This window comes from Streptomyces sp. NPDC057137, assembly GCF_042670825.1.
In the GTDB taxonomy this organism is placed as follows: Bacteria; Actinomycetota; Actinomycetes; order Streptomycetales; family Streptomycetaceae; genus Streptomyces.
Genome location: NZ_JBHUUW010000027.1, coordinates 54,171 through 72,646 on the forward strand (window position 1 = coordinate 54,171; position 18,476 = coordinate 72,646).

The following is an 18,476-nucleotide window of genomic DNA, read 5'->3' on the forward strand; positions in this document are numbered from 1 at the left end:
CCCGCCGGGCCGGACCACGGTCACTCGGCGTTGAGGACGGCGATGCCCACCTCGCCCTCGTCGAACCGGACGAACAACTCCGCGAGCGAAGCCGAGCCGTCGTGGTCGACGAGAAGCACCGGCTGCTTCTCCCCGCCCTGTTCGGCGGGGACGAAATCCGTCACGCACTCGCGGCGCAGCAAGGTGACCCGGTCGCCGTCCGCGGCGTCGCCGGGGAGATCGGCGAGGTCCTCGTACGAGGGGTCGGCGCGGTCGGCCAGCTCCTGCGCGAGCACTTCCCTGGACGTGCTGACGACGACCGTGAGCCGGTCGCCGGTCCGCTCGTAGCGCGCCGACAGGTCGAAGGGCAGCAGGTAGAACACCCCCTCCTCGCCTTCGTGCCCCCGGTCGAGCAGCAGGGACACCATGCGCTCACCGGCGTCCCGAGACGTGCAGTCGTGGCCGACGAGCACCGCCGGGCCGTCCAGGTCCAGTGCGGGAACCGAGGTGATCCACATGCGCGCCGAGTCATCCATGGGGTGATTCAAGCGCACGCCACCGACAAGTCCCACCCGTCCTAGTGGCGGCGCGGAGGTGCGTGGAGCTGGTGCAGTCCCAGGGGGGCGGGAGGTGGCAGGGGTGCGGTGTGGTCGGTTCTGAAGGACTGCAGGAGGTACGCGACCAGTCGTCGGGACGCGGCGAGTGAGACCTGCCGGGACTCCCCGACGACGCCGCTGTTGGCCAGGAGCAGGAGGGTGATGTCGCTGGAGTCGAAGTCCTCGCGCAGCTGCCCGGCGTCCTTGGCTCGCCGCACCAGCCGGTCGAGGCCCTCCTCGGCGCGCGTGCGCTCGCGGTTGTAGTCGACGGCGTCGGGAAACTCGGAGAAGAAGGCCGCGGTGAAGCCCCGGTCCGTGGCCTGCATGGCGCAGACCTTCTCGACCACCGTGCAGAGGCCGCGCCAGGGGTCGGGGTCCTCCAGCCCCTCGTCGAGGGCCGCGACGCAGAGGGAGAGCTGTTCGGCGAAGGCTTCGGTGACGAGAGAGGCGCGGGTGGGGAAGCGCCGGTAGAGGGTGGCGGGGCCGACGCCGGCGCGGCGGGCGATCGTCGTCAGGGGTACGTCGGTGCCCTGGGTCGTGAACGCCTCGCGGGCGACTTCGAGGATGCGGTCGCGATTGTGCTGCGCGTCGGCGCGCAGCCCGGTGGCAGTGGCGCCGGGACGGGACTCGTCGGCGGTGGTTCCGGCCGACGGGACTGTTTTCCGAGAGGGCTGAGCAGGCATGTCTCTCACTTTAGGGCAAGTGGAAGGTGTCGTCCGTTTATCTCGTTAGCTTGGTCGAGCGAGCCGGAAGATCCCAACGATCCGTGCGATCCCTTCGATCCCTTCCGCCGCGACTCCCGAGCCAGAGACAGAGACAGGAACAGACCGTGAGCGACATGCGAGCAGCCCTCTTCGACCGGTACGGCCCTCCGGAGGTGCTGTACGAGGGCAAGGTGCCGGTGCCGGAGGTCCGGCCCGGCGAGGTGCTGGTCCGCGTCCACGCGGCCACCGTCAACGGCGGCGAGCTGGCCGGCCGGGCCGGGAAGATGCGCCTGGTGACGGGGCGCCGCTTCCCCCAGCGCACCGGGCTCGACTTCGCGGGCGAGATCGTCGAGGTCGGCCCCTCGGTGACCGGACCGCGCGAGGGGCAGAAGGTGTGGGGACTGCTGGGGCGGTCGACGTTCGGCAGCGCCGCGGAGTATGTGACCGTCCGGCCCCGGCAGCTGGCCCTCGCCCCCGGCAACCTCACCCCGGTGGAGGCCGCCTCCCTGCTGGTGGGGGGAACGACGTCGATCACCGCTCTGCGCGACAAGGCCGGCCTCAGGCCCGGCGAACGCCTCCTGGTGCGCGGCGCCAGTGGCGGGGTCGGCAGCGTCGCCGTCCAGATCGGCAAGCTGTTCGGTGCTCATGTCACCGCTCTCGCGGGCGCGAACAGTCGCGACTTCGTCCTGGGCCTGGGCGCGGACGACGTCTTCGACCACCGGACGACCGACCCGTCGGCACTGGGCACGTTCGACGTCATCATGGACACCGCCGGTACACAACACCCCGCCTTCCGGCGCCTGTTGGCGCCGGGTGGGCGGATGGTGGCCATCGCCTTCGATGTCGAGAACATCGCCGCAAGCGTCACGTACATTCTCCGCTCCACCGTCCGTGGCTCCGGACGGGTGCGTTTCTTCAGCGGCAATCCCCGGCACGCGCTGTTCGCCGAACTGACCCGGTACGCGGAGAGCGGCGACATCCGGCCCGTGGTCGACACCGTCCACCCCCTCGCCGACGTCGCCGCCGCGCACCGCGCGCTGGAGGCCGGCGGTGTCCGGGGAAAGCACGTCGTCCAAGTGGTGTGAGCCGGACCGTATGAGTCGGACGGTGTCAGCCAGGTCCGTTCAGGACTCCCGACGGGCGAGGAAACCCGCGGCCATCGGGAGGACGAGTTCCGTCCGGCGCATCACGTCCATGTGCGTGCAGCCGGGGAGGATCGCGAGCCGCGCGTCGGGAATGAGGTGGTGCATCCGCGCGGCGTGCTCGATGCGTACGAAGTCGGTGTCGCCGCAGACCAGCAGGGTCGGCGCGGCGAGGCCCCGCAGATCGTCCTCCGACCACCCTTCGAAGTCCGCGGCGGCCGAGGTCTTCGCCAGGAAGTCGTGGAAGTGCTCCGGGTGGGGGGCGACGGCCGTGTAGGCGTCGGCCATCTCCTGGAAGTCGGCCGGTGTCGGCAGCCGCTTCGATCCCGCCTGAAGCGCCGGATCGCGGATCTCCGGCAGGTAGCCGTCCCGCCGGAAGTGGGTGGCCGCGAGGACGACACGGTCCACCCGCTCCGGGTGGTGAACCGCCATCTCCAGTGCCGTGAGGCCGCCCAGGCTGAACCCGAACAGGTCGGCCCGTTCGACACCGAGGACGTCGAGCAGCGCCACGACGTCCTCGGCGAACGCCGGCACGGACATCTCACGGTCGGTGTCGGCGGTGTGGCCGTGCCCCTGCAACTCGACGGCGATCACCCGATGCGTCGCGGCCAGCGTGGGGATCATGGCCCCGAACGTCAGGTCGATGGTGAGCACGCCACCGTGCAGCAGCACCAGCGGGTGACCGGAGCCGTGGCTCTCGTAGTACATGTCCAGGCCGTTCACCTGCGCGTAAGCGCCCTGTGACGGTGTGGTGGCGGTGGGTGTGTCGATCTGGGGCTGCTGGGTGGTCATCGCGTCCGTCCCGGTTCGGTACTCCATTTGCTTACGTATCGGTGGACTCCCGCGATGTCCGGAACTCATCGGTGCCGGTCAGCCGAACCGTCGCGATCTCCCAGGCCCGCAGAGGGACCCGGACCGTGCCGGCTCCGACAGCGGGCGCTTCGGCCCGGCTGTCGTCGGCGCCCAGCAGGCCGACGCGGTGAGCGCCGGTGAATGGGCCGCGTACGACCGCCGTGGTCGGCTCGGGGGACGCGGCGACCAGCCGTAGCTCCAGGTCACCGTCGCGTCGGCGGAGGCTGGTCATGACCGCGCCCTCGACCGACAGACCTTGGTGGGAGGCGGGTGGGGCTTCGCGTGGCCCTGTGCCGGGCGTGGCGTGGAGCGGGTGGCGGTAGCGTTCGGCCGCCTCGACGAGCCCTGTCGAGTGCCAGTCGCCCGCGTGGGGCAGCACCGCGAACGAGACGGTGCTCGTTCCGGCCATCTGGGCTGCCGGGATGGGGAGTTGGGGGCCGGCCGGTTCCGCGCGGTACGGGTGGATGTTGCGGCTCAGCCAGCCGGTGGCACGCAGGACGGTCAACGCGAGTTCCTGGTCGAGCAGTTCGTACTCGCAGGCCTGGGTCAGCAGCAGGCCCGCACCGCCCGCGTCGACGAAGCCGTGTGCGGGGAAGGTCGGGACGGGGTGCTCGCTGAAGCCGCCTTCCGCGGTGCTTCCCCGTTCGACCACGGCGAACTGCCCCTCGGCGTGGGAGGTTTCGGCCGGGCGGGCGAGCGGCACGTGCAGGCGCACGCGGTGGTCGAGCGAGGCGTTGTCCAGGGTCAGGTCCAGGCGGACGAACGGCTCCCCCACCCGTAGTTCGACGTCCAGGCGCACGCCGCCGGGCCGGGTCGTCGGCGTCCGCCGGTCGGCCGTGCGGTCCACCGCCTCCGGCCAGTCGTACTCGCGCTCCACCGTGAGCGAGGCGCGCAGCGGGCCGCCGGCCGCGGTGCCGACGCGCAGGGTGCGGGGGGTCGTGACGAGTGTGTCGGTGCCGGGCGGGGCGTAGTTGTAGCTGTCGCCGCGGTCGCCTCCGTCCACGATGCGGCCGACGCCGTCGAGTACGGTCCCGTCGGCGGCCGTGACGCGGAGCGTGCCGTCGTCCAGTGCGGTGACGGTGACCAGGCCGTTGGAGAGTGTGCGGCCCTCGGCCCGTACGGGGTGCGCGCCGTGCTCTTGAAAGGACTCCGCGCCCCGCACCGGGCGCAGCGACGTCCAGCCGAGCGCCGGTACCCGGGCCAGGCACGTGACCGTGCGGTGCGCGGCCCGGGTGATCCTGACCGTCCAGTCGCCGCTCGCGCCGGTCACCGCGGCGCGGACGGCCTCGACGTCGAACGGTGTGTCGCCGCCGTGCCGGGCCACGCCGAATTCCAGTACGCGCCGCTCGTTGTCGCAGTGCCAGTGGGTGATCTCGCTGCCGAACAGCTCGCGCCCGTGGATACGCGGCAGGAACGTGGGCAGGTCCGCACCGGACAGGGCCTCGGAGAGCAGGAGTTGGTCGGCACGTTCCTCGGTCTGGGCGGGCAGCCTGCTGCCGTCGGGCAGTTCGACGGCGATGTCCTGCCACTCGTCGGGGACTTCGAGGTCGACGGTGACGAGGTCCACGCGGGCGGCGGGGGTGGGGTTGAGTACGAGTACGGCGTCACGGGACACCCGCGGTGCGAGGCCGCCGGCGACCCTGTCGCGTACCGCCTGACCGAGGTGTTCGGCCTCGCTGATACGGGCGAACACCTGGGTGGCGGTCTCGTCCACGCCGCAGCCGGTGACGGAGTCGTGGCCGGAGGCGTCGATCAGTCGCCACCAGGCCATGTCGAGGAACTTCTCGGGCCATTCGGCCGACCAGAGCGCGGCGAAGGGCTCGGCGTAGCGTTCGACCAGCCGCTCCGCGCGGGCCAGTGCCTGCTTGAGATGGGGGCGTACCGAGAGCACTCCGGGCAGGATGTTCGCGTTGGCGTGGCTGCGCAGTTCGCCTTCGACGACGGGCAGCGACCGGTCGTGGGGGTCGCGTCCGCCGATGTAGTCGGCGAGGGTGGTGATCGTCACGTCGACGTCCGCCGGGTCCAGGCCGGCGATCAGCTTGACCAGGGAGCCGACCGGGGCCGAGTGGTCCGTGCCGTACATCGCGAGGACGGGGTCGGTGCCGAAGGCGGGCCTCAGCCGCCGGCCGAGGTCGGCCATGCGCTCGGCGAAGTGTCCGGGGTCGGAGAAGACGTACGCGGCGTTGCCGTAGCCGCCGGCGAGGTATTCGGTACGTACCGAACTGCCGTCGGGGGCCTGCCAGCGGAAGGCGTGCCCGGGTACGCCGGCGGGGACGCCCCGCCAGACGCAGGCGTGGTCGAGACCGGCGGCGGCGAGGATCTGCGGCATCTGCGCGCAGTGGCCGAACATGTCGGGGAGGTAGCCGACGGGCATGGGGCTGCCCAGTTCGGTGGCGCGGCGGTGGCCGAGTTCCAGGTTGCGGATGATGTTCTCGCCGGAGCACAGGAACTCGTCGAGGAGGATCTGCCAGGGCCCGACGGCCAGTTGGCCGCGCCGGACCAGTCGGATCACCCGGTCGCGGTGTTCCGGGCGTACCTCCAGATAGTCGTCCACGGCCGCCATCTGCCCGTCGAGGGTGAAGCGGAAGCGTCTCTCCGCCTCGGCCCGGTCGAGGACTTCGTCGAGCAGGTCGACCAGACGCAGCCGGAAGCGCTGGAAGGGCTCGTACCATTCGCGGTCCCAGTGGGTGTGCGGGACGAGCAGGACCTCAGGGGCGCGGTCGGTCATCGGGACGGTGTCTCCTCTGCGTCCGAGGGGGTGAAGGTGAGGGTGAGGGAGGCCCTGTCCGGGTGCAGGCGGTGCCGCGGCAGGACACCGGGGCCGCAGGACGCCGATCCGAGGCCGTTCTGGGCGAGGTCGAGATTGAGCACGATCGTCTTCCCCGGTTCGAGGTCGGTGGTGCGGGTCGCGGCGTCGAGGTGCTCGGACGTCCAGCGGCGCGCGGTGAAGGCGAAGGCCGGTTCGCCGTCGACGCGCAGGCCCGCCCCGTCGGCGGAGGTCAGCCGCAGCCACCGCAGGTCGATGCGGTTGCCGTTCTCCTGGGGGAAGACGTACGGCGTCTGGAGGGCGTCGACGGTGCTGGTGAAGCGGCCGATCCGGGCGGCCTGCCGGCTGTCGGCGTACGCCTCGCCCGGTCCGCGTCCGAACCACTCGGCTCCGCCGAGCGCGGCCGGCAGGGCCATGCGGACGCCGAGCCTGGGCAGTGTGCACGGCCAGGTGCCCTCCGGCTCGACCTCCAGGCGCAGTCGCAGGCGCTGTTGGTCGGCGCTCCAGTGGTAGTCGGCCCGCATCCCGAAGCCGAGACCGGGCGGGGCGACCCGTGTGCGTACGACGAGGGCGTCGCCGAGGAGTTCGGTGCCGAGGAGGCGGTGCTGCAACCGGTGCAGCCCGGCGGCCCGCCAGCGCGCCTCGTCGGGGTCGTCGGAGCCGCGGTCGTTGTCGGTGGGGGCGCGCCACAGGTCGAGCCGGGGCCCTTCGACGGGCAGCCCGCCGAGCGCGGTCAGCTGTCCGGTGACGGGGTGGAACACGCCAGGTCCCAGGCGTAGTTCCGTATCCGTCACGGCCGGGGCCGCCCCGGCGGCGGGGGCGGCGTGTGCGGGTTTCGGTGCGACGGGTATCTGCCCCCAGGCGACGACGTGTCCCGCCCGCGCCCACGGGGTGTCGGCGGCGAGTGCGGCGCGTACGGTGAGCCAGCTCTCCGCGCCGGTGGCCGGGAACTCGGGCAGGTCGGGCAGAGGCAGGTCGGAGCCGGCGCCCGCGGCGAGCGGCGGGACGGTGAGAATGCCGCCCGCGACCTCGGTCCCTTCCTCCTCAAGTACCCAGGAGAAGGCGAGATGCGCCGACGACAGGATGTCGTAGTGGTTGGTGACGCGTAGTGCGCCGTCGGCGGCCGCCGTGATCCGTACCGGTTCGAAGACCTTCGCGAACTCCGCGAGGGCGGGGGACGGCGCCCGGTCCGGGTGCACCAGGCCGTCGATGACGAAGTTGCCGTCGTGCAGAGGCTCGCCGAAGTCGCCGCCGTACGCGAAGTGGGCGCGGCCTGCCGCGTCGTGCTGGGCGATGCCGTGGTCGATCCATTCCCACACGAAGCCGCCCTGGCAGCGCGGGTGGCGTTCGAACAGATCGCGGTACTCCAGCAGGCCGCCCGGTCCGTTGCCCATCGCGTGGCCGAACTCGCAGAGGATGAAGGGCAGTTCACGGACCCGCTCGGGTCCTTCGATGCCCTGTCCGATGCGGTCCACCTCGTCGTGGTCCGCGTACATCCGGCTGTACACGTCGGTGTACGAGCAGTCGGTGTCGCCCTCGTAGTGCAGGGGCCGGGTGGGGTCGCGCCGGTGGGTCCACTCGGCGGCGGCGGCCAGGTTACGGCCGGTGCCGGCCTCGTTGCCGAGCGACCACAGGACGATCGAGGGGTGGTTCTTGTCCCGCTCGACCATGCGGCGCATCCGGTCCAGATAGGCGTCCGCCCATCGGGGGTCGTCGCTGGGGTTGCCCTGCCAGTCGAGTTCGGAGAAGCCGTGCGTCTCCAGGTCGCTCTCGTCGATGACCCAGAGGCCGTAGGTGTCGCAGAGGTCCAGGAACGCGGAGTCGGGCGGGTAGTGGCTGGTGCGGACGGCGTTGACGTTGTGCCGCTTCATGAGTTCGATGTCGGCGACGGCGAACTCGCGGGGCACGGCGCGGCCCGACTCCGGGTGGAATTCATGGCGGTTGACGCCGTGGAAGACGATTCGGCGGCCGTTGACCTTGAGTTGGCCGTCCTCGACGGTGACGGTGCGGAAGCCGATCCGTACGGGTACGCGCTCGGTGGCGGTGTGGACCTCGCCCTCGTACAGCCGGGGTTCCTCCGCGCTCCACGGCTGTACGTCCGCCACCTCGACGGGCCGGCCGGCGGGCAGGCCGACGATCCCCAGCTCGGGGACGGTGATACGTACGGCGCTGTCGGCGTCGAGACCGTCGGCCTCAGCACTGTCCGCGTCGAGGCGCAACGTGCCTCGCTCGGTGAGATGGTCGTAGCCGGCGTCGACCGTGAAGTCCCGTACCCCGCCCGCCGGTCGGACGAGCAGGGTGACGTCGCGGAAGATGCCGGACAGCCACCACATGTCCTGGTCTTCCAGATAGCTGCCGGCCGACCACTGGTGGACGCGGACGGCAAGCAGATTGCCGCGCGGTCGCAGCAGCGGCCCCACGTCGAACTCCGCCGGCAGCCTGCTGCCCTTGGTCACGCCCAGTTCGACGCCGTTGAGCCAGACGCGCCCGCAGGAGTCGATGCCGTCGAAGCGCAGCACGGCCGGCTCATCGGGCCAGTCGTCGGGCAGGTCGAAGGCCAGCCGGTAGTCACCCGTCGGGTTGTCGGACGGCACATGGGGCGGGTCGACCGGGAAGGGGTAGCGGACGTTGGTGTAGGCGGGACTGCCGTGGCCGCCCAGCTGCCAGTGGCCGGGGACGGCGAGGTCGGCCCAGCCCCCGTCGTCGAAGTCGTCCCGTTCGATCCCGTCCGGCGCCGCCTCGACCGCCGGTGAGAGCAGGAACCGCCAACTGCCGTTCAGCCTCAGCGCGGGTGCGTCGGAGCGGAAGGCGGACCGGGGTGCCGACGAGCCGTAACCGGGGGCCGGATCTTCGACGTACGAGGAGGGCAATGGATTCCCTTCAGCCCTTGAGGGCGCCGGCGGCGATGTTGCGGATGAAGTGCCGGGCGCCGAACAGGAAGATGATGATCAGCGGGACGATGGCTACGAGCGTGCCCGCCATGACCACGCTGTAGTCGGTGACATAGAGGCCGTTGAGCTGTGCCAGCGCGAGCTGGAGTGTGATGTGGCGGGAGTCGATGAGGACGACCAGCGGCCAGAGGAAGTCGTTCCACACGTTGACGAACGTGAAGATGCCGAGGAACGCGAGCGCGGGGCGCAGCACCGGCAGTCCGACGTGCAGGTACGTGCGGAAGAAGCCGCAGCCGTCGATCCGGGCGGCGTCCAGCAGTTCGTCCGGCAGGGCGCCCGCGGCGTACTGGCGCATCCAGAAGATGCCGAAGGCGTTGGCGGCGGCGGGCACGATCAGCGCCTTCAGGCTGCCCACCCAGCCGAGGTCGGCCATCAGGGAGAACTGCGGAATGGCGGCGAGCTGGGTGGGCACGACGAAGGTGGCCAGCAGGATCCCGAAGAGGATCTTGCTGCCGGGGAAGGTGTACTTGGCGAAGGTGAAGGCCGCGAGTGAGTCGAAGAACAGCACGGCGACGGTCGTCACGATGGCGACGATCAGGGTGTTGAGCAGGGAGCCGAAGAAGTCGATCCGGGAGAAGACCTCGCCGATGTTGTGGAACAGCTGGTCGCCGAAGACGAGTTTGGGCGGGGTGGAGTAGATGTCGGGGGTGGTGTTGGACGCCATCACGGCGAGCCAGTAGTAGGGGAAGAGGGTGATCGCGGCGCCGACGATGAGCGCGGCGTACGTCAGGACACGTCCGCGGGTGCTCATCGGGCGTCCTCCTTGATCGTGACCTGGCCGCGTTCGGGGCGTTGCACGAGGCGCCAGTTGAGGATGGAGAAGAGCACGACGACGACGAAGATGCCCCAGGCGATGGCGGCTCCGTAGCCGAAGTCGTTGTCCGCGAAGGCGGTTCCGTAGAAGTAGAGGACCATCGTCAGGCCCGCTCCGCCGGGGCCGCCGCGGTCGCCGAGCAGCACCTGCGACTCGGTGAAGATCTGCAGACCGCCGATGGCCGACATCACCAGGGAGAACAGCAGCACCGGCCGCAGCAGGGGCAGTGTGATCTTGAAGAATGTCTGCACGGGGCTCGCGCCGTCGACGCGCGCCGCCTCGTAGACGTCGGTGGGCAGGGCCTGGAGTCCGGCGAGGAAGATGATGGCGTTGTAGCCCGTCCACCGCCAGATGATCATGATGGCGATGGCGCACCGGATCCCCCACGGGTCGGTCAGCCAGGGGACATGGCCGAAGCCGAACAGGTCGAGGATCCAGTTGAGGATGCCGAACTCACCGCTGAAGATCGAGCCGAAGACGAGCGACATGGCCACGATCGACGTCACGTTGGGCATGAAGTACGCGATGCGCAGGACGCCCTTGAAGCGGATCGAGGAGTTCAGGCCGAGGGCGATGAGCAGGGCGAGGACGGTCATCGGGATCGTCGACATGACCCAGATGATCAGGGTGTTGGCTATCGAGTCCCAGAACTGGCTGTCGGTGAGCAGATAGCGGAAGTTCTCCAGGCCGACGAATTTCATCGGGCCGACGCCGTCCCAGCGCTGGAGCGACAGGAAGAGCGAGTAGAAGACCGGGTAGAGACCGAAGACGGCGAAGAGGAGGAAGAACGGGGACACCGCGACGTACTGCGGCAGATGGCGCCATCGCCTGCGGCGCCGGGCGGCGTCCTCGGCCGGTGAACGCCGGGTGGTCGCCGGGGTGTCGAGGTCGGCCGTCGGGCCGGAGGACGGGCCGGAGGATGTCGGGCCGGACGTGGGGCCGGACGTGGGGCCGGGGGACGTCGCGGTCATGAGAGCACCCCCTGTCGGCGCAGCAGTCGTTCGATACGGTTCCGGGCGTCCTTCCAGGCGCTTTCCGGGTCCTTGCCGCCGAGTTCGACGTTCGTGAGTTCGTCGGTGTAGGTGTCGCTGATGGTGATGTCCCAGGGGCTGAAGTAGGCGTACCCCACCTGGTCGGCGATGTCGGCGAAGACCTTGACGGCGGACTGGCCGCCGAAGAACTTGTCCGGGGCGGTGATCCGCTTGTCCGCCGTCGCGGCGGGGCTGGAGGGGAAGAGGCCGATGTCCAGGTAGTTGGAGGCCTGGTTCGCCGGGTTCTGCAGCCAGCTGATGATGTCGAACGCCGCCTGCGGGTCGGGGCAGGCCGCGGTGATGGCGAGGAAGGAACCGCCCTGGTTGCCGGGTCCGCCGGGCGGTGCGCACACCCGCCATTTGCCGGCGGTGCCGGGGGCCGACTGCTTGATCTCGCCGGTGATCCAGGAGGCGTTGACGAGGCTGACCTCTTGCCCGGTGTTCCAGGCGGCGTGCCGGTCGACGGACTGGCCGCTGGCGGTCTGCGAACCGCCGAATCCGGCGGTGAGCCGGCGCCGGAACGCCTCGACCGAGCGGTCCCACGCCAGCCTGACGTGGGCCTGGTCGTCGAGGTAGGTGTTGTCCGGGGTGAAGTACTTCTGCTTCTCCTGGGCCATGGAGTAGGTGAAGACCGTCTTGGTGTCGGTGATCAGATAGCGGCCGGGGAGTTTCTTCCGGATCTGGTCGCCGAAGGTGAAGTACTTCTCCCAGGTGGGTACGGCCGCCGCGACGTCGTCCGGTTCGCTGGGCAGGTCCGCCTTCTCGAAGATGTCGTGCCGGTAGTAGAGGGCGGCGGGGCCGATGTCGATGGGAAAGCCCAGTTGGAAGCCCTCGGGGGTGGCGCCCGCCTGCCACTTCCACGGCAGGTAGCCCTCTCCCAACTCCCGCGCCCCGAGGTCGTTCATGTCCACGAAGTGGTCGCTGTCGCCGAAGTACCGCGAGATGTTGTCGCCGATCATGGTGATGTCGGGCAGATAGGCACCACCGGCGAGTGCGGCGAGCAGCCGCTGTGTGAGGTCGCCACTCACCTGCGAGGGGACGAACTTGTCGGCCGCGAAGCGCTTCCGGGCGGCCTTGAGCACGTTCTCGGAGAAGCCGTTGTACGTGTACCAGAAGGTGAGGTGACCGGGGTTCGCGGTCATCGGGCTTGAACATCCGCCGGCTCCGAACGCGGCGGCGCCGAGAGCGGTCGCGCCTGCCAGGAGCCTTCGTCGAGTCAGCGTCATTGAGGACCCTTCCAAGGCCCGTGAACGTTCCCGTGAACGTTCACGAATTGCCGGGAAGTCTCTGGCGGACCACGCCGATGTGTCAAGAGGTGTCACGTACGGCGCACCTCCGGCGCGTTCACAGCACCCCTCACAGCACCGCTCACAGCACCTCGCGGCACCTCACGGCACCGCTCCGGCACCGTCAGCCGGACTCGCGCAGGCTCAGTTCCGCGCGAACGACCAGTTCGTCGGGGGCGAGCGGGTCGCTGCCCGTCAGCAGCCGGGCGGCCTGTTCGACTGCGAGCGCGCCGAGCCCCCGGGTGTCCAGTGCCACGGTCGAGAGCGGCGGTTCGACGAGCGCGCCGAGCCGCAGGCCGTCGAAGCCGATCACGGCGAGGTCCCGGGGGACCTGCCGGCCGAGGCGGCGCGCTGCGCGCAGCGCGCCGATGGCGATGATGTCGTTGAAGGTGAAGACGGCGGTCACATCGGGGTGTTCGGCGAGGAGCGCCTCCAGCGCGCTCTTGCCGCCCTCGACGCTCTGGTCCGCGCGGCGTACCGGCCCCGCGTCGAGGCCGCAGGCCACCATCGCGGCCGCGAACCAGGTGTGCCGGACGCTCGGTTCGGCCCGGCCCGCGTGGTCGAGCATGCCGATACGGCGGTGGCCCGTCCCGACCAGGTGGGTGATCGCCGCCTTGACGCCGTCCGCGCCGTCGATCCGGATCGAGCTGAACCGGTCGGTGCGGCGCTCACGGTCGATGAGGACGACCGGGACACCTCGGGTCAGCTTCTCGATCTCGTCCTCGGGCCGGCTGAAGTACCCGACGACGGCGTCCACCTGGGAAGCGATCACCTGGAGAGTGCCGCGTTCCTCCTCGGCGCTGTCGGCGGTGTCGTACACGAGGACATGCCAGCCCCGGGCCCGCGCGGCTTCCAGCGCTGCGGCGGCGACCTCGGTGAAGAACGGGTTGAGCAGGTCGGGGATGACCAGCCCGACGCTGATGGTGTCCTGTCTGACCAGGCCCCGGGCGAACCGGCTCGGGCGGTAGCCCAGCGCGAGCGCGGCGTCGAGCACCCGCTGTTTGGTGGAGCCGTGGATCTCGCCCTTGTCGTTCAGGGCCCGTGACACGGTCTGCCGGGACACCCCGGCGGACCGGGCGACATCGTGGATCGTCACCCTGCGGGATTCGGTCCCCGACGGCGCCATCGCTCACCTCCGCGCATCCGACGACACCGGCGTGTCGACAGGGACCCGAGTATGCCCCGGCGGTGCCGAGTCGCACGACCGACGTATTGACAGGGCCATAGGTCCGACGTTTCTATGAGGCACGCCACTGTTTGAATTCGTTTGCTTACGTTCGACTGTGTTGGTCCATGATCTCTCCTCCCCACGGAGCCTCTCGTGCATCTGCCCAGCACCCGCCCGCCGTTGCGGAAACTCCTGCTCACCCTGGCCGTGGTCCTGTCGCTGACGGCACCGGCACCGGCGGTGTTCGCGGCCGAGGCCGAGACATCCGCCGCCGAGAGGTCCGCCGCCGGGACGTCTCGCGCCGAAACAATCATCGACGTCACGGCTTTCGGCGCCGACCGGACGGGCAAGCGGGACAGCGCCGACGCGGTGGCGAAGGCCATGAGGCAGGCCAAGAAGGCCAAGGGCCCGGTCCGCGTCCTGTTCCCGCGCGGCACCTATCAGCTCTACCCGGAGCGGGCCGAGAGCCGCGAGCTGTACGTCTCCAACACCGTTGGCGCCGACCAGACTTACCGGGACAAACGGATCGGCATCCTGGTCGAGGACATGCGCGACGTCACGATCGACGGCGGCGGCTCCCACCTGCAGTTCCACGGGCTGATGACCACCTTCGCGGTGATCCGCTCGCGCGACGTCGTCGTCAAGAACTTCAGTTACGACGTCACCGCCCCGAAGGTCGTCGATGTCACCGTCAGCGAGTCCGGGGTGTCCGACGGCCGGGCCTACCGCGTGCTGACCGTCCCCCGGGGCAACGGCTTCTCGGTCGCACAGAACGAGGTGACCTGGCTGGGCGAGAGGAGCCCGGCCACCGGGGAGCCGTACTGGTCGGGCGTCAACGGCATGAAGTACACCCAGCTCCACGACCCGGCGGCGCAACGCAGTTGGCGCGGCGACAACCCCCTGTTCTCCGACGTGGCGTCGATGAAGGACCTCGGCGGCAACAAGCTGCGCGTCGACTACACCACCGCGACCGCCCCCACCGACCGCGGCCTCGTCTACCAGATGCGCGAGACCACCCGGGACACCCCCTCCGTACTGTTCTGGGAATCGCGGGACGTCACGGTCCGCGGACTCGAAGCCCGCTATCTGCACGGCTTCGGCTTCGTCGGCCAGTTCAGCGAGAACATCACCGTCGAGGGCAACACGTTCCGCACCGATCCCGCGTCCGGGCGCAGTACGGCGGCGTTCGCCGACTTCATCCAGATGTCCGGCGTCAAGGGCGAGGTGAAGGTCACCGACAACATCTTCGACGGCGCGCACGACGACGCGATCAACATCCACGGCACCTATCTGGAGGTCACCGGCAGGCCCGCCGACCAGAAGGTGCTCACCCTCGCGTACAAGCACCCCGAGACGGCCGGCTTCCCGCAGTTCTACCCCGGTGACGAGGTGGAGATCGTGGACAAGGAGACCATGGCGCCGGTGCCCGGCCCGACGGCCAGGGTCGTGTCCGTCGACGGCCCCTCCGGCCGGGACCACGACAAGCCTCTGACCACCATGACGGTCGCCTTCGACCGCGCGATCCCCAGCTCCGTCACCGCGGGGAACTTCGTGGTGGAGAACACCACCTACACGCCGACCGTGACCGTCACCGGCAACACCTTCCGCAACATCCCCACCCGCGGCATCCTCGTCACCACACGCAAGCCCGTGGTCATCAAGGACAACGTCTTCGACGGCATGACGATGGCCAGCGTCTTCATCTCCTCCGACGCCTACCAGTGGTACGAGTCGGGGCCGGTCAAGGATGTCCTGATCAGCCGCAACACCTTCCTGCGGCCGGCCTCCCCGGTGATTCTCGTGGAGCCCACGAACCAGGTCGTCGACCCGGCGGAGCCCGTGCACCACGGCATCCGGATCCAGGACAACGACTTCCGGACCGGAGACGTACGGCTGCTCGACGCGAAGAGCGTCAGCGGCATCTCGTTCGAACGGAACAAGGTCTCCCGCCTGGACCGCCGCACCGCCTTCGCCGCCGAGACGACGAACGCCTGCCCCGCCCCGGGCGCCACCACCGAGGTGCGGGCCGTCGCGAAAGCCTCGCCGTACACCACCTCGCTGTTCGCCTACCGGGGTTCGTCCGGCGCCCTGATCGAGGACAACCGCTTCGACAACGGACTGAATCTGCGCGCCGACCTGACCGCCACCGACGAGGCCCAGGTCAGCAGCGACGAGGTGGTCAAGGGCGCCGACAACGTCCTGCCGCTGCTCGGCGCGACACGCTGGACCAGCGGCGATACCTCGGTCGCCACCGTCGACCGGAACGGCCGGGTCACCGCGAAGGCACCGGGCAGGACCACCATCACGCCCACGACGAGCAGTCGGCTCGGGGCCGTATCGGGTGTGCCCGTCACGATCAGGGTCGGCGCGGCGCCCTCCTCGCCCGGCTGCGCGTAGGACCCGGCCGGCCGTCTCGCCCACGGATCACCGGCCGGCTGTCTCAGGCTGTCTCACCATGCGGATCATGCGCCCGCCGGCTCCCGGCGGGCGCATCCGAGATCTGATGAACCGTCCGATTTAGTTTGTTTGACCCCTGGGAAAGCGTGTGCGAATCTTGCGCCGTGTTCCGCTCTCTGCACCTCGTCATCCGCGCGCACGTGGATCTTCTCCGCGTCGCGAGCGCGCTCTGTAGCCCCTCCGCCGTCTGAGCGGTTCTGCGGGCCCCTCCGCCGTACCCGGCCACGAGGGCCGTCTTGTGCAGCCGGAACCATTTCCTCCACCGTGGACGTGCCGGCCACCCTTGTCCGCCCGTAACCGGGCCACGGGCAAGGGGCTTTTCTCTCCCCCGTACCACCATGCGAGACGCGTGTGTCGAAGCACACATCTCACCTTGCCGAATCGAGTCAGCATGTCCCTCCCGTCACCCGGCGCCGCCTCGGCGCGGAGCACCGACACCGCAGCGGCCGCCTGGGAAGCCTGGCGCGCGCGGCGGATCGCCTCCGTGACGGCGCCCACCGGAAACCTGGCGCTGGTCGAAACCAGATGGCTGCCTTCCGGTACGACCTCGGCCCCGGACGTCGAGGCCGAGCAGCGGACCGCTCCCCCGGGCGTGCGCGTCACCTCGCTGGAGCGGGCCGACATCCTCACCGGTGAGCCGGAGTTCGGCCTCCGGTTCTGGGACGCCGAGTCCCCGGCCATCCGGCGCTTCTCGCACATCGAGACGTTCGACCACGACCCGCGGTGGATCCTCCGCGCGACCTTCACCCCCGTCGCCGACGACCGCCGGATCCCGTTCGAGTACATCCGCGACAACGGCGGCAGCCGGGGGCTGATCGTGCCCGGCGACATCACCCTCACGCTCGACGGCACCGACTACACCCTCGCGGCGTTCGACGACGACGGAACGCTGCTCCTCGTCTTCGGCGACCCGACGAACGGTGTCGGTACGTACGGCTCCGGCCGCTTCCTCTTCGTGGAGCGCGACCCCGGCAGTACGGCCGTCACCCTCGACTTCAACCGCGCCTTCGTCCCGCCGTGCGGCTTCTCCGCCCAGTACAACTGCCCGCTCCCCCCGCCGCAGAACCGGCTCCACCTGCCCGTCCTCGCGGGCGAGAAGCTGCCCGTCTTCGTCGACGGCCACTCGGTCGACGGCCACCCCTCAGGAGTATCGAAGTGAAAAGAACAGCCACTCCCCTCGCCGGCGGCGTCCTGGTGGTCGCTCTCTCCGTCGCCCTCACCGCCTGCGGCGGCGGCACGTCGAATCAGAAGAGCGGGTCGTCCGGTTCCTTCGACGCGGACGCCACGGTCGGCATCGGCTCCCTCTACGAACCGCAGAACCTGGACAACACGGGCGGCGGCGGCCAGGGCGTGACCGAGGCCCTCAACGGCAATGTCTACGAAGGTCTCTTCAAGCTCACCGACAAGGGCAAGGTCGAGAAGCTGCTCGCCGAGAGCTACACCGTCTCGCCGGACGGCCTCACCTACACGTTCAAGCTCCGGGACGGAGTGAAGTTCCACTCGGGCCGGGCGCTCGACTCCGCCGATGTGAAGTACAGCATCGAGAAGGTGACGGGAGAGGCGTCGCAGTCGGCGCGCAAGAGCAGTCTCGAAGCCGTCAAGAGCATCGCCACCCCGGACCCGCGCACCGTCGAGGTGACGCTGAAGACGAAGTCCATCTCGTTCGTCTACAACCTCAGCTACGTCTGGATCATCGACGCCGAGGCCAAGAATCTGAAGACGTCCGAGGACGGCACCGGGCCGTACAAGCTGGACCGCTGGAACCGTGGCTCCGCGCTGAGCCTCGATCGGTACGCCGGCTACTGGGGCGAGGCCGCGAAGAACAAGAAGGTCGTCTTCCACTACTACAAGGACGCGACCGCCCTCAACAACGCGCTGCTCACCAACGCCGTGGACGTGGTGACGAGCGAGCAGAGCCCGGACGCGCTGGACCAGTTCAAGAGCAACCCCGCGTACAAGGTCAACAGCGGCAACTCGACCACCAAGCTGCTGCTCGCCTTCAACGACCGGGTCAAGCCGTTCAACGACGTGAAGGTCCGCAAGGCCGTCAGCTCGGCGATCGACAACAAGAAGCTGCTGGAGTCGGTCTGGGGCGGCTACGGCAAGCTCATCGGCTCGATGGTCCCGCCGACCGACCCCTGGTACGAGGACCTGACGGGCGTCAATCCGTACGACCCCGCCCTCGCCAAGAAGCAACTGGCCGAGGCCGGTTACCCCAAGGGCTTCGACCTCACGATCGACACCCCGAACTACGACCCGCACCCGACCGCCGCGACGTTCATCAAGTCGCAGCTCGCGAAGGTCGGGATCACGGTCAAGATCAACGTCATCACGCCGGACGAGTGGTACACGAAGGTCTACCAGAACCACGATTTCAGCGCGACGCTCCAGGAGCACGTGAACGACCGGGACATCGTCTGGTACGGCAACCCCGACTTCTACTGGGGCTACGACAACAAGCAGGTCACCCAGTGGGTCGAGCAGGCCGAGCAGTCGGACACGACAGCCCAGCAGACGGCGCTGCTGAAGAAGGTCAACCAGCAGATCGCGCAGGACGCGGCCAGTGACTGGCTGTACCTCTACCCGCAGATCGTCGTCGCCTCCTCGAAACTCTCCGGCTATCCGCTCAACGGCCTGAACTCCCAGTTCTACGCCTACGACATCAAGAAGAGCTGAAAGAGCCGACGTGAGCGGCCGGGCGGGACGGAACGACGCGGAACGGAACTGAC

14 protein-coding genes are annotated in these 18,476 nt (G+C 69.6%); 5 read left to right on the top strand and 9 right to left on the bottom strand.

The features are described from left to right. Positions 1-20: 20 nt before the first annotated feature. Positions 21-515, bottom strand: coding sequence for a hypothetical protein (locus tag ACFT9I_RS21800; protein WP_382566536.1), 495 nt, complete (start codon positions 513-515; stop codon positions 21-23). Positions 516-556: 41 nt separating this feature from the next. Then, positions 557-1,258, bottom strand: a complete 702-nt coding sequence (locus ACFT9I_RS21805; protein WP_382566538.1) for a TetR/AcrR family transcriptional regulator — start codon at positions 1,256-1,258, stop codon at positions 557-559. 146 nt (positions 1,259-1,404) lie between these two features. On the opposite strand from ACFT9I_RS21805, the gene ACFT9I_RS21810 reads away from it, so the two are divergent. After that, on the top strand, positions 1,405-2,364 hold the full coding sequence (locus ACFT9I_RS21810) for an NAD(P)-dependent alcohol dehydrogenase (protein WP_382566540.1): 960 nt from the start codon (positions 1,405-1,407) through the stop codon (positions 2,362-2,364). Positions 2,365-2,403: 39 nt separating this feature from the next. On the opposite strand, the gene ACFT9I_RS21815 is transcribed toward ACFT9I_RS21810, so the two are convergent. The 7 genes from ACFT9I_RS21815 to ACFT9I_RS21845 all read right to left on the bottom strand — a co-directional run bounded on the left by ACFT9I_RS21815 (position 2,404) and on the right by ACFT9I_RS21845 (position 13,248). After that, positions 2,404-3,240: an alpha/beta fold hydrolase gene (locus ACFT9I_RS21815; RefSeq protein ID WP_382566541.1), complete on the bottom strand. Its 837-nt coding sequence runs from the start codon at positions 3,238-3,240 to the stop codon at positions 2,404-2,406. A gap of 4 nt (positions 3,241-3,244) precedes the next feature. Further along, positions 3,245-6,001 (bottom strand): alpha-mannosidase, encoded by a 2,757-nt coding sequence (locus ACFT9I_RS21820; RefSeq protein WP_382566543.1) that lies wholly within the window; start codon positions 5,999-6,001, stop codon positions 3,245-3,247. Then, entirely contained in the window at positions 5,998-8,910 is a 2,913-nt protein-coding gene (locus ACFT9I_RS21825; RefSeq protein WP_382566544.1) for a glycoside hydrolase family 2 TIM barrel-domain containing protein, read from the bottom strand. The genes ACFT9I_RS21820 and ACFT9I_RS21825 overlap by 4 nt, the downstream gene beginning before the upstream one ends. Positions 8,911-8,920: 10 nt before the next feature. Continuing rightward, a complete protein-coding gene (locus ACFT9I_RS21830; protein ID WP_382566546.1) occupies positions 8,921-9,742 on the bottom strand; it encodes a carbohydrate ABC transporter permease in 822 nt (273 codons plus the stop codon). Continuing rightward, positions 9,739-10,776, bottom strand: coding sequence for a carbohydrate ABC transporter permease (locus ACFT9I_RS21835; RefSeq protein WP_382566547.1), 1,038 nt, complete (start codon positions 10,774-10,776; stop codon positions 9,739-9,741). The genes ACFT9I_RS21830 and ACFT9I_RS21835 overlap by 4 nt, the downstream gene beginning before the upstream one ends. Then, positions 10,773-11,978: an extracellular solute-binding protein gene (locus ACFT9I_RS21840; protein WP_382566549.1), complete on the bottom strand. Its 1,206-nt coding sequence runs from the start codon at positions 11,976-11,978 to the stop codon at positions 10,773-10,775. Before ACFT9I_RS21840 ends, ACFT9I_RS21835 begins: the two co-directional genes overlap by 4 nt. Before the next feature lie 268 nt (positions 11,979-12,246). Next, a complete protein-coding gene (locus ACFT9I_RS21845; RefSeq protein ID WP_382566551.1) occupies positions 12,247-13,248 on the bottom strand; it encodes a LacI family DNA-binding transcriptional regulator in 1,002 nt (333 codons plus the stop codon). A 195-nt stretch (positions 13,249-13,443) separates the two neighbouring features. On the opposite strand from ACFT9I_RS21845, the gene ACFT9I_RS21850 reads away from it, so the two are divergent. The 4 genes from ACFT9I_RS21850 (at position 13,444) to ACFT9I_RS21865 (ending at position 18,423) form a co-directional block, all read left to right on the top strand. Then, on the top strand, positions 13,444-15,687 hold the full coding sequence (locus ACFT9I_RS21850; protein WP_382566553.1) for an Ig-like domain-containing protein: 2,244 nt from the start codon (positions 13,444-13,446) through the stop codon (positions 15,685-15,687). A gap of 164 nt (positions 15,688-15,851) precedes the next feature. Further along, complete coding sequence (locus ACFT9I_RS21855; protein ID WP_382566599.1) at positions 15,852-15,938, top strand: putative leader peptide; 87 nt, start codon at positions 15,852-15,854, stop codon at positions 15,936-15,938. Positions 15,939-16,138: 200 nt separating this feature from the next. After that, positions 16,139-16,906 (top strand): DUF1684 domain-containing protein, encoded by a 768-nt coding sequence (locus ACFT9I_RS21860; RefSeq protein ID WP_382566555.1) that lies wholly within the window; start codon positions 16,139-16,141, stop codon positions 16,904-16,906. Continuing rightward, a complete protein-coding gene (locus tag ACFT9I_RS21865; RefSeq protein ID WP_382566557.1) occupies positions 16,903-18,423 on the top strand; it encodes an ABC transporter substrate-binding protein in 1,521 nt (506 codons plus the stop codon). The genes ACFT9I_RS21860 and ACFT9I_RS21865 overlap by 4 nt, the downstream gene beginning before the upstream one ends. The last annotated feature ends 53 nt before the right edge of the window (positions 18,424-18,476 follow it).

Bases quoted from the DNA above. Each gene is read 5' to 3' on its own strand.
- ACFT9I_RS21800 (WP_382566536.1), bottom strand. From the start codon at position 515: ATGGATGACTCGGCGCGCATGTGGATCACCTCGGTTCCCGCACTGGAC.
- ACFT9I_RS21805 (WP_382566538.1), bottom strand. From the start codon at position 1,258: ATGCCTGCTCAGCCCTCTCGGAAAACAGTCCCGTCGGCCGGAACCACC.
- ACFT9I_RS21815 (WP_382566541.1), bottom strand. From the start codon at position 3,240: ATGGAGTACCGAACCGGGACGGACGCGATGACCACCCAGCAGCCCCAG.
- ACFT9I_RS21820 (WP_382566543.1), bottom strand. From the start codon at position 6,001: ATGACCGACCGCGCCCCTGAGGTCCTGCTCGTCCCGCACACCCACTGG.
- ACFT9I_RS21830 (WP_382566546.1), bottom strand. From the start codon at position 9,742: ATGAGCACCCGCGGACGTGTCCTGACGTACGCCGCGCTCATCGTCGGC.
- ACFT9I_RS21835 (WP_382566547.1), bottom strand. From the start codon at position 10,776: ATGACCGCGACGTCCCCCGGCCCCACGTCCGGCCCCACGTCCGGCCCG.
- ACFT9I_RS21840 (WP_382566549.1), bottom strand. From the start codon at position 11,978: ATGACCGCGAACCCCGGTCACCTCACCTTCTGGTACACGTACAACGGC.
- ACFT9I_RS21845 (WP_382566551.1), bottom strand. From the start codon at position 13,248: ATGGCGCCGTCGGGGACCGAATCCCGCAGGGTGACGATCCACGATGTC.
- ACFT9I_RS21860 (WP_382566555.1), top strand. From the start codon at position 16,139: ATGTCCCTCCCGTCACCCGGCGCCGCCTCGGCGCGGAGCACCGACACC.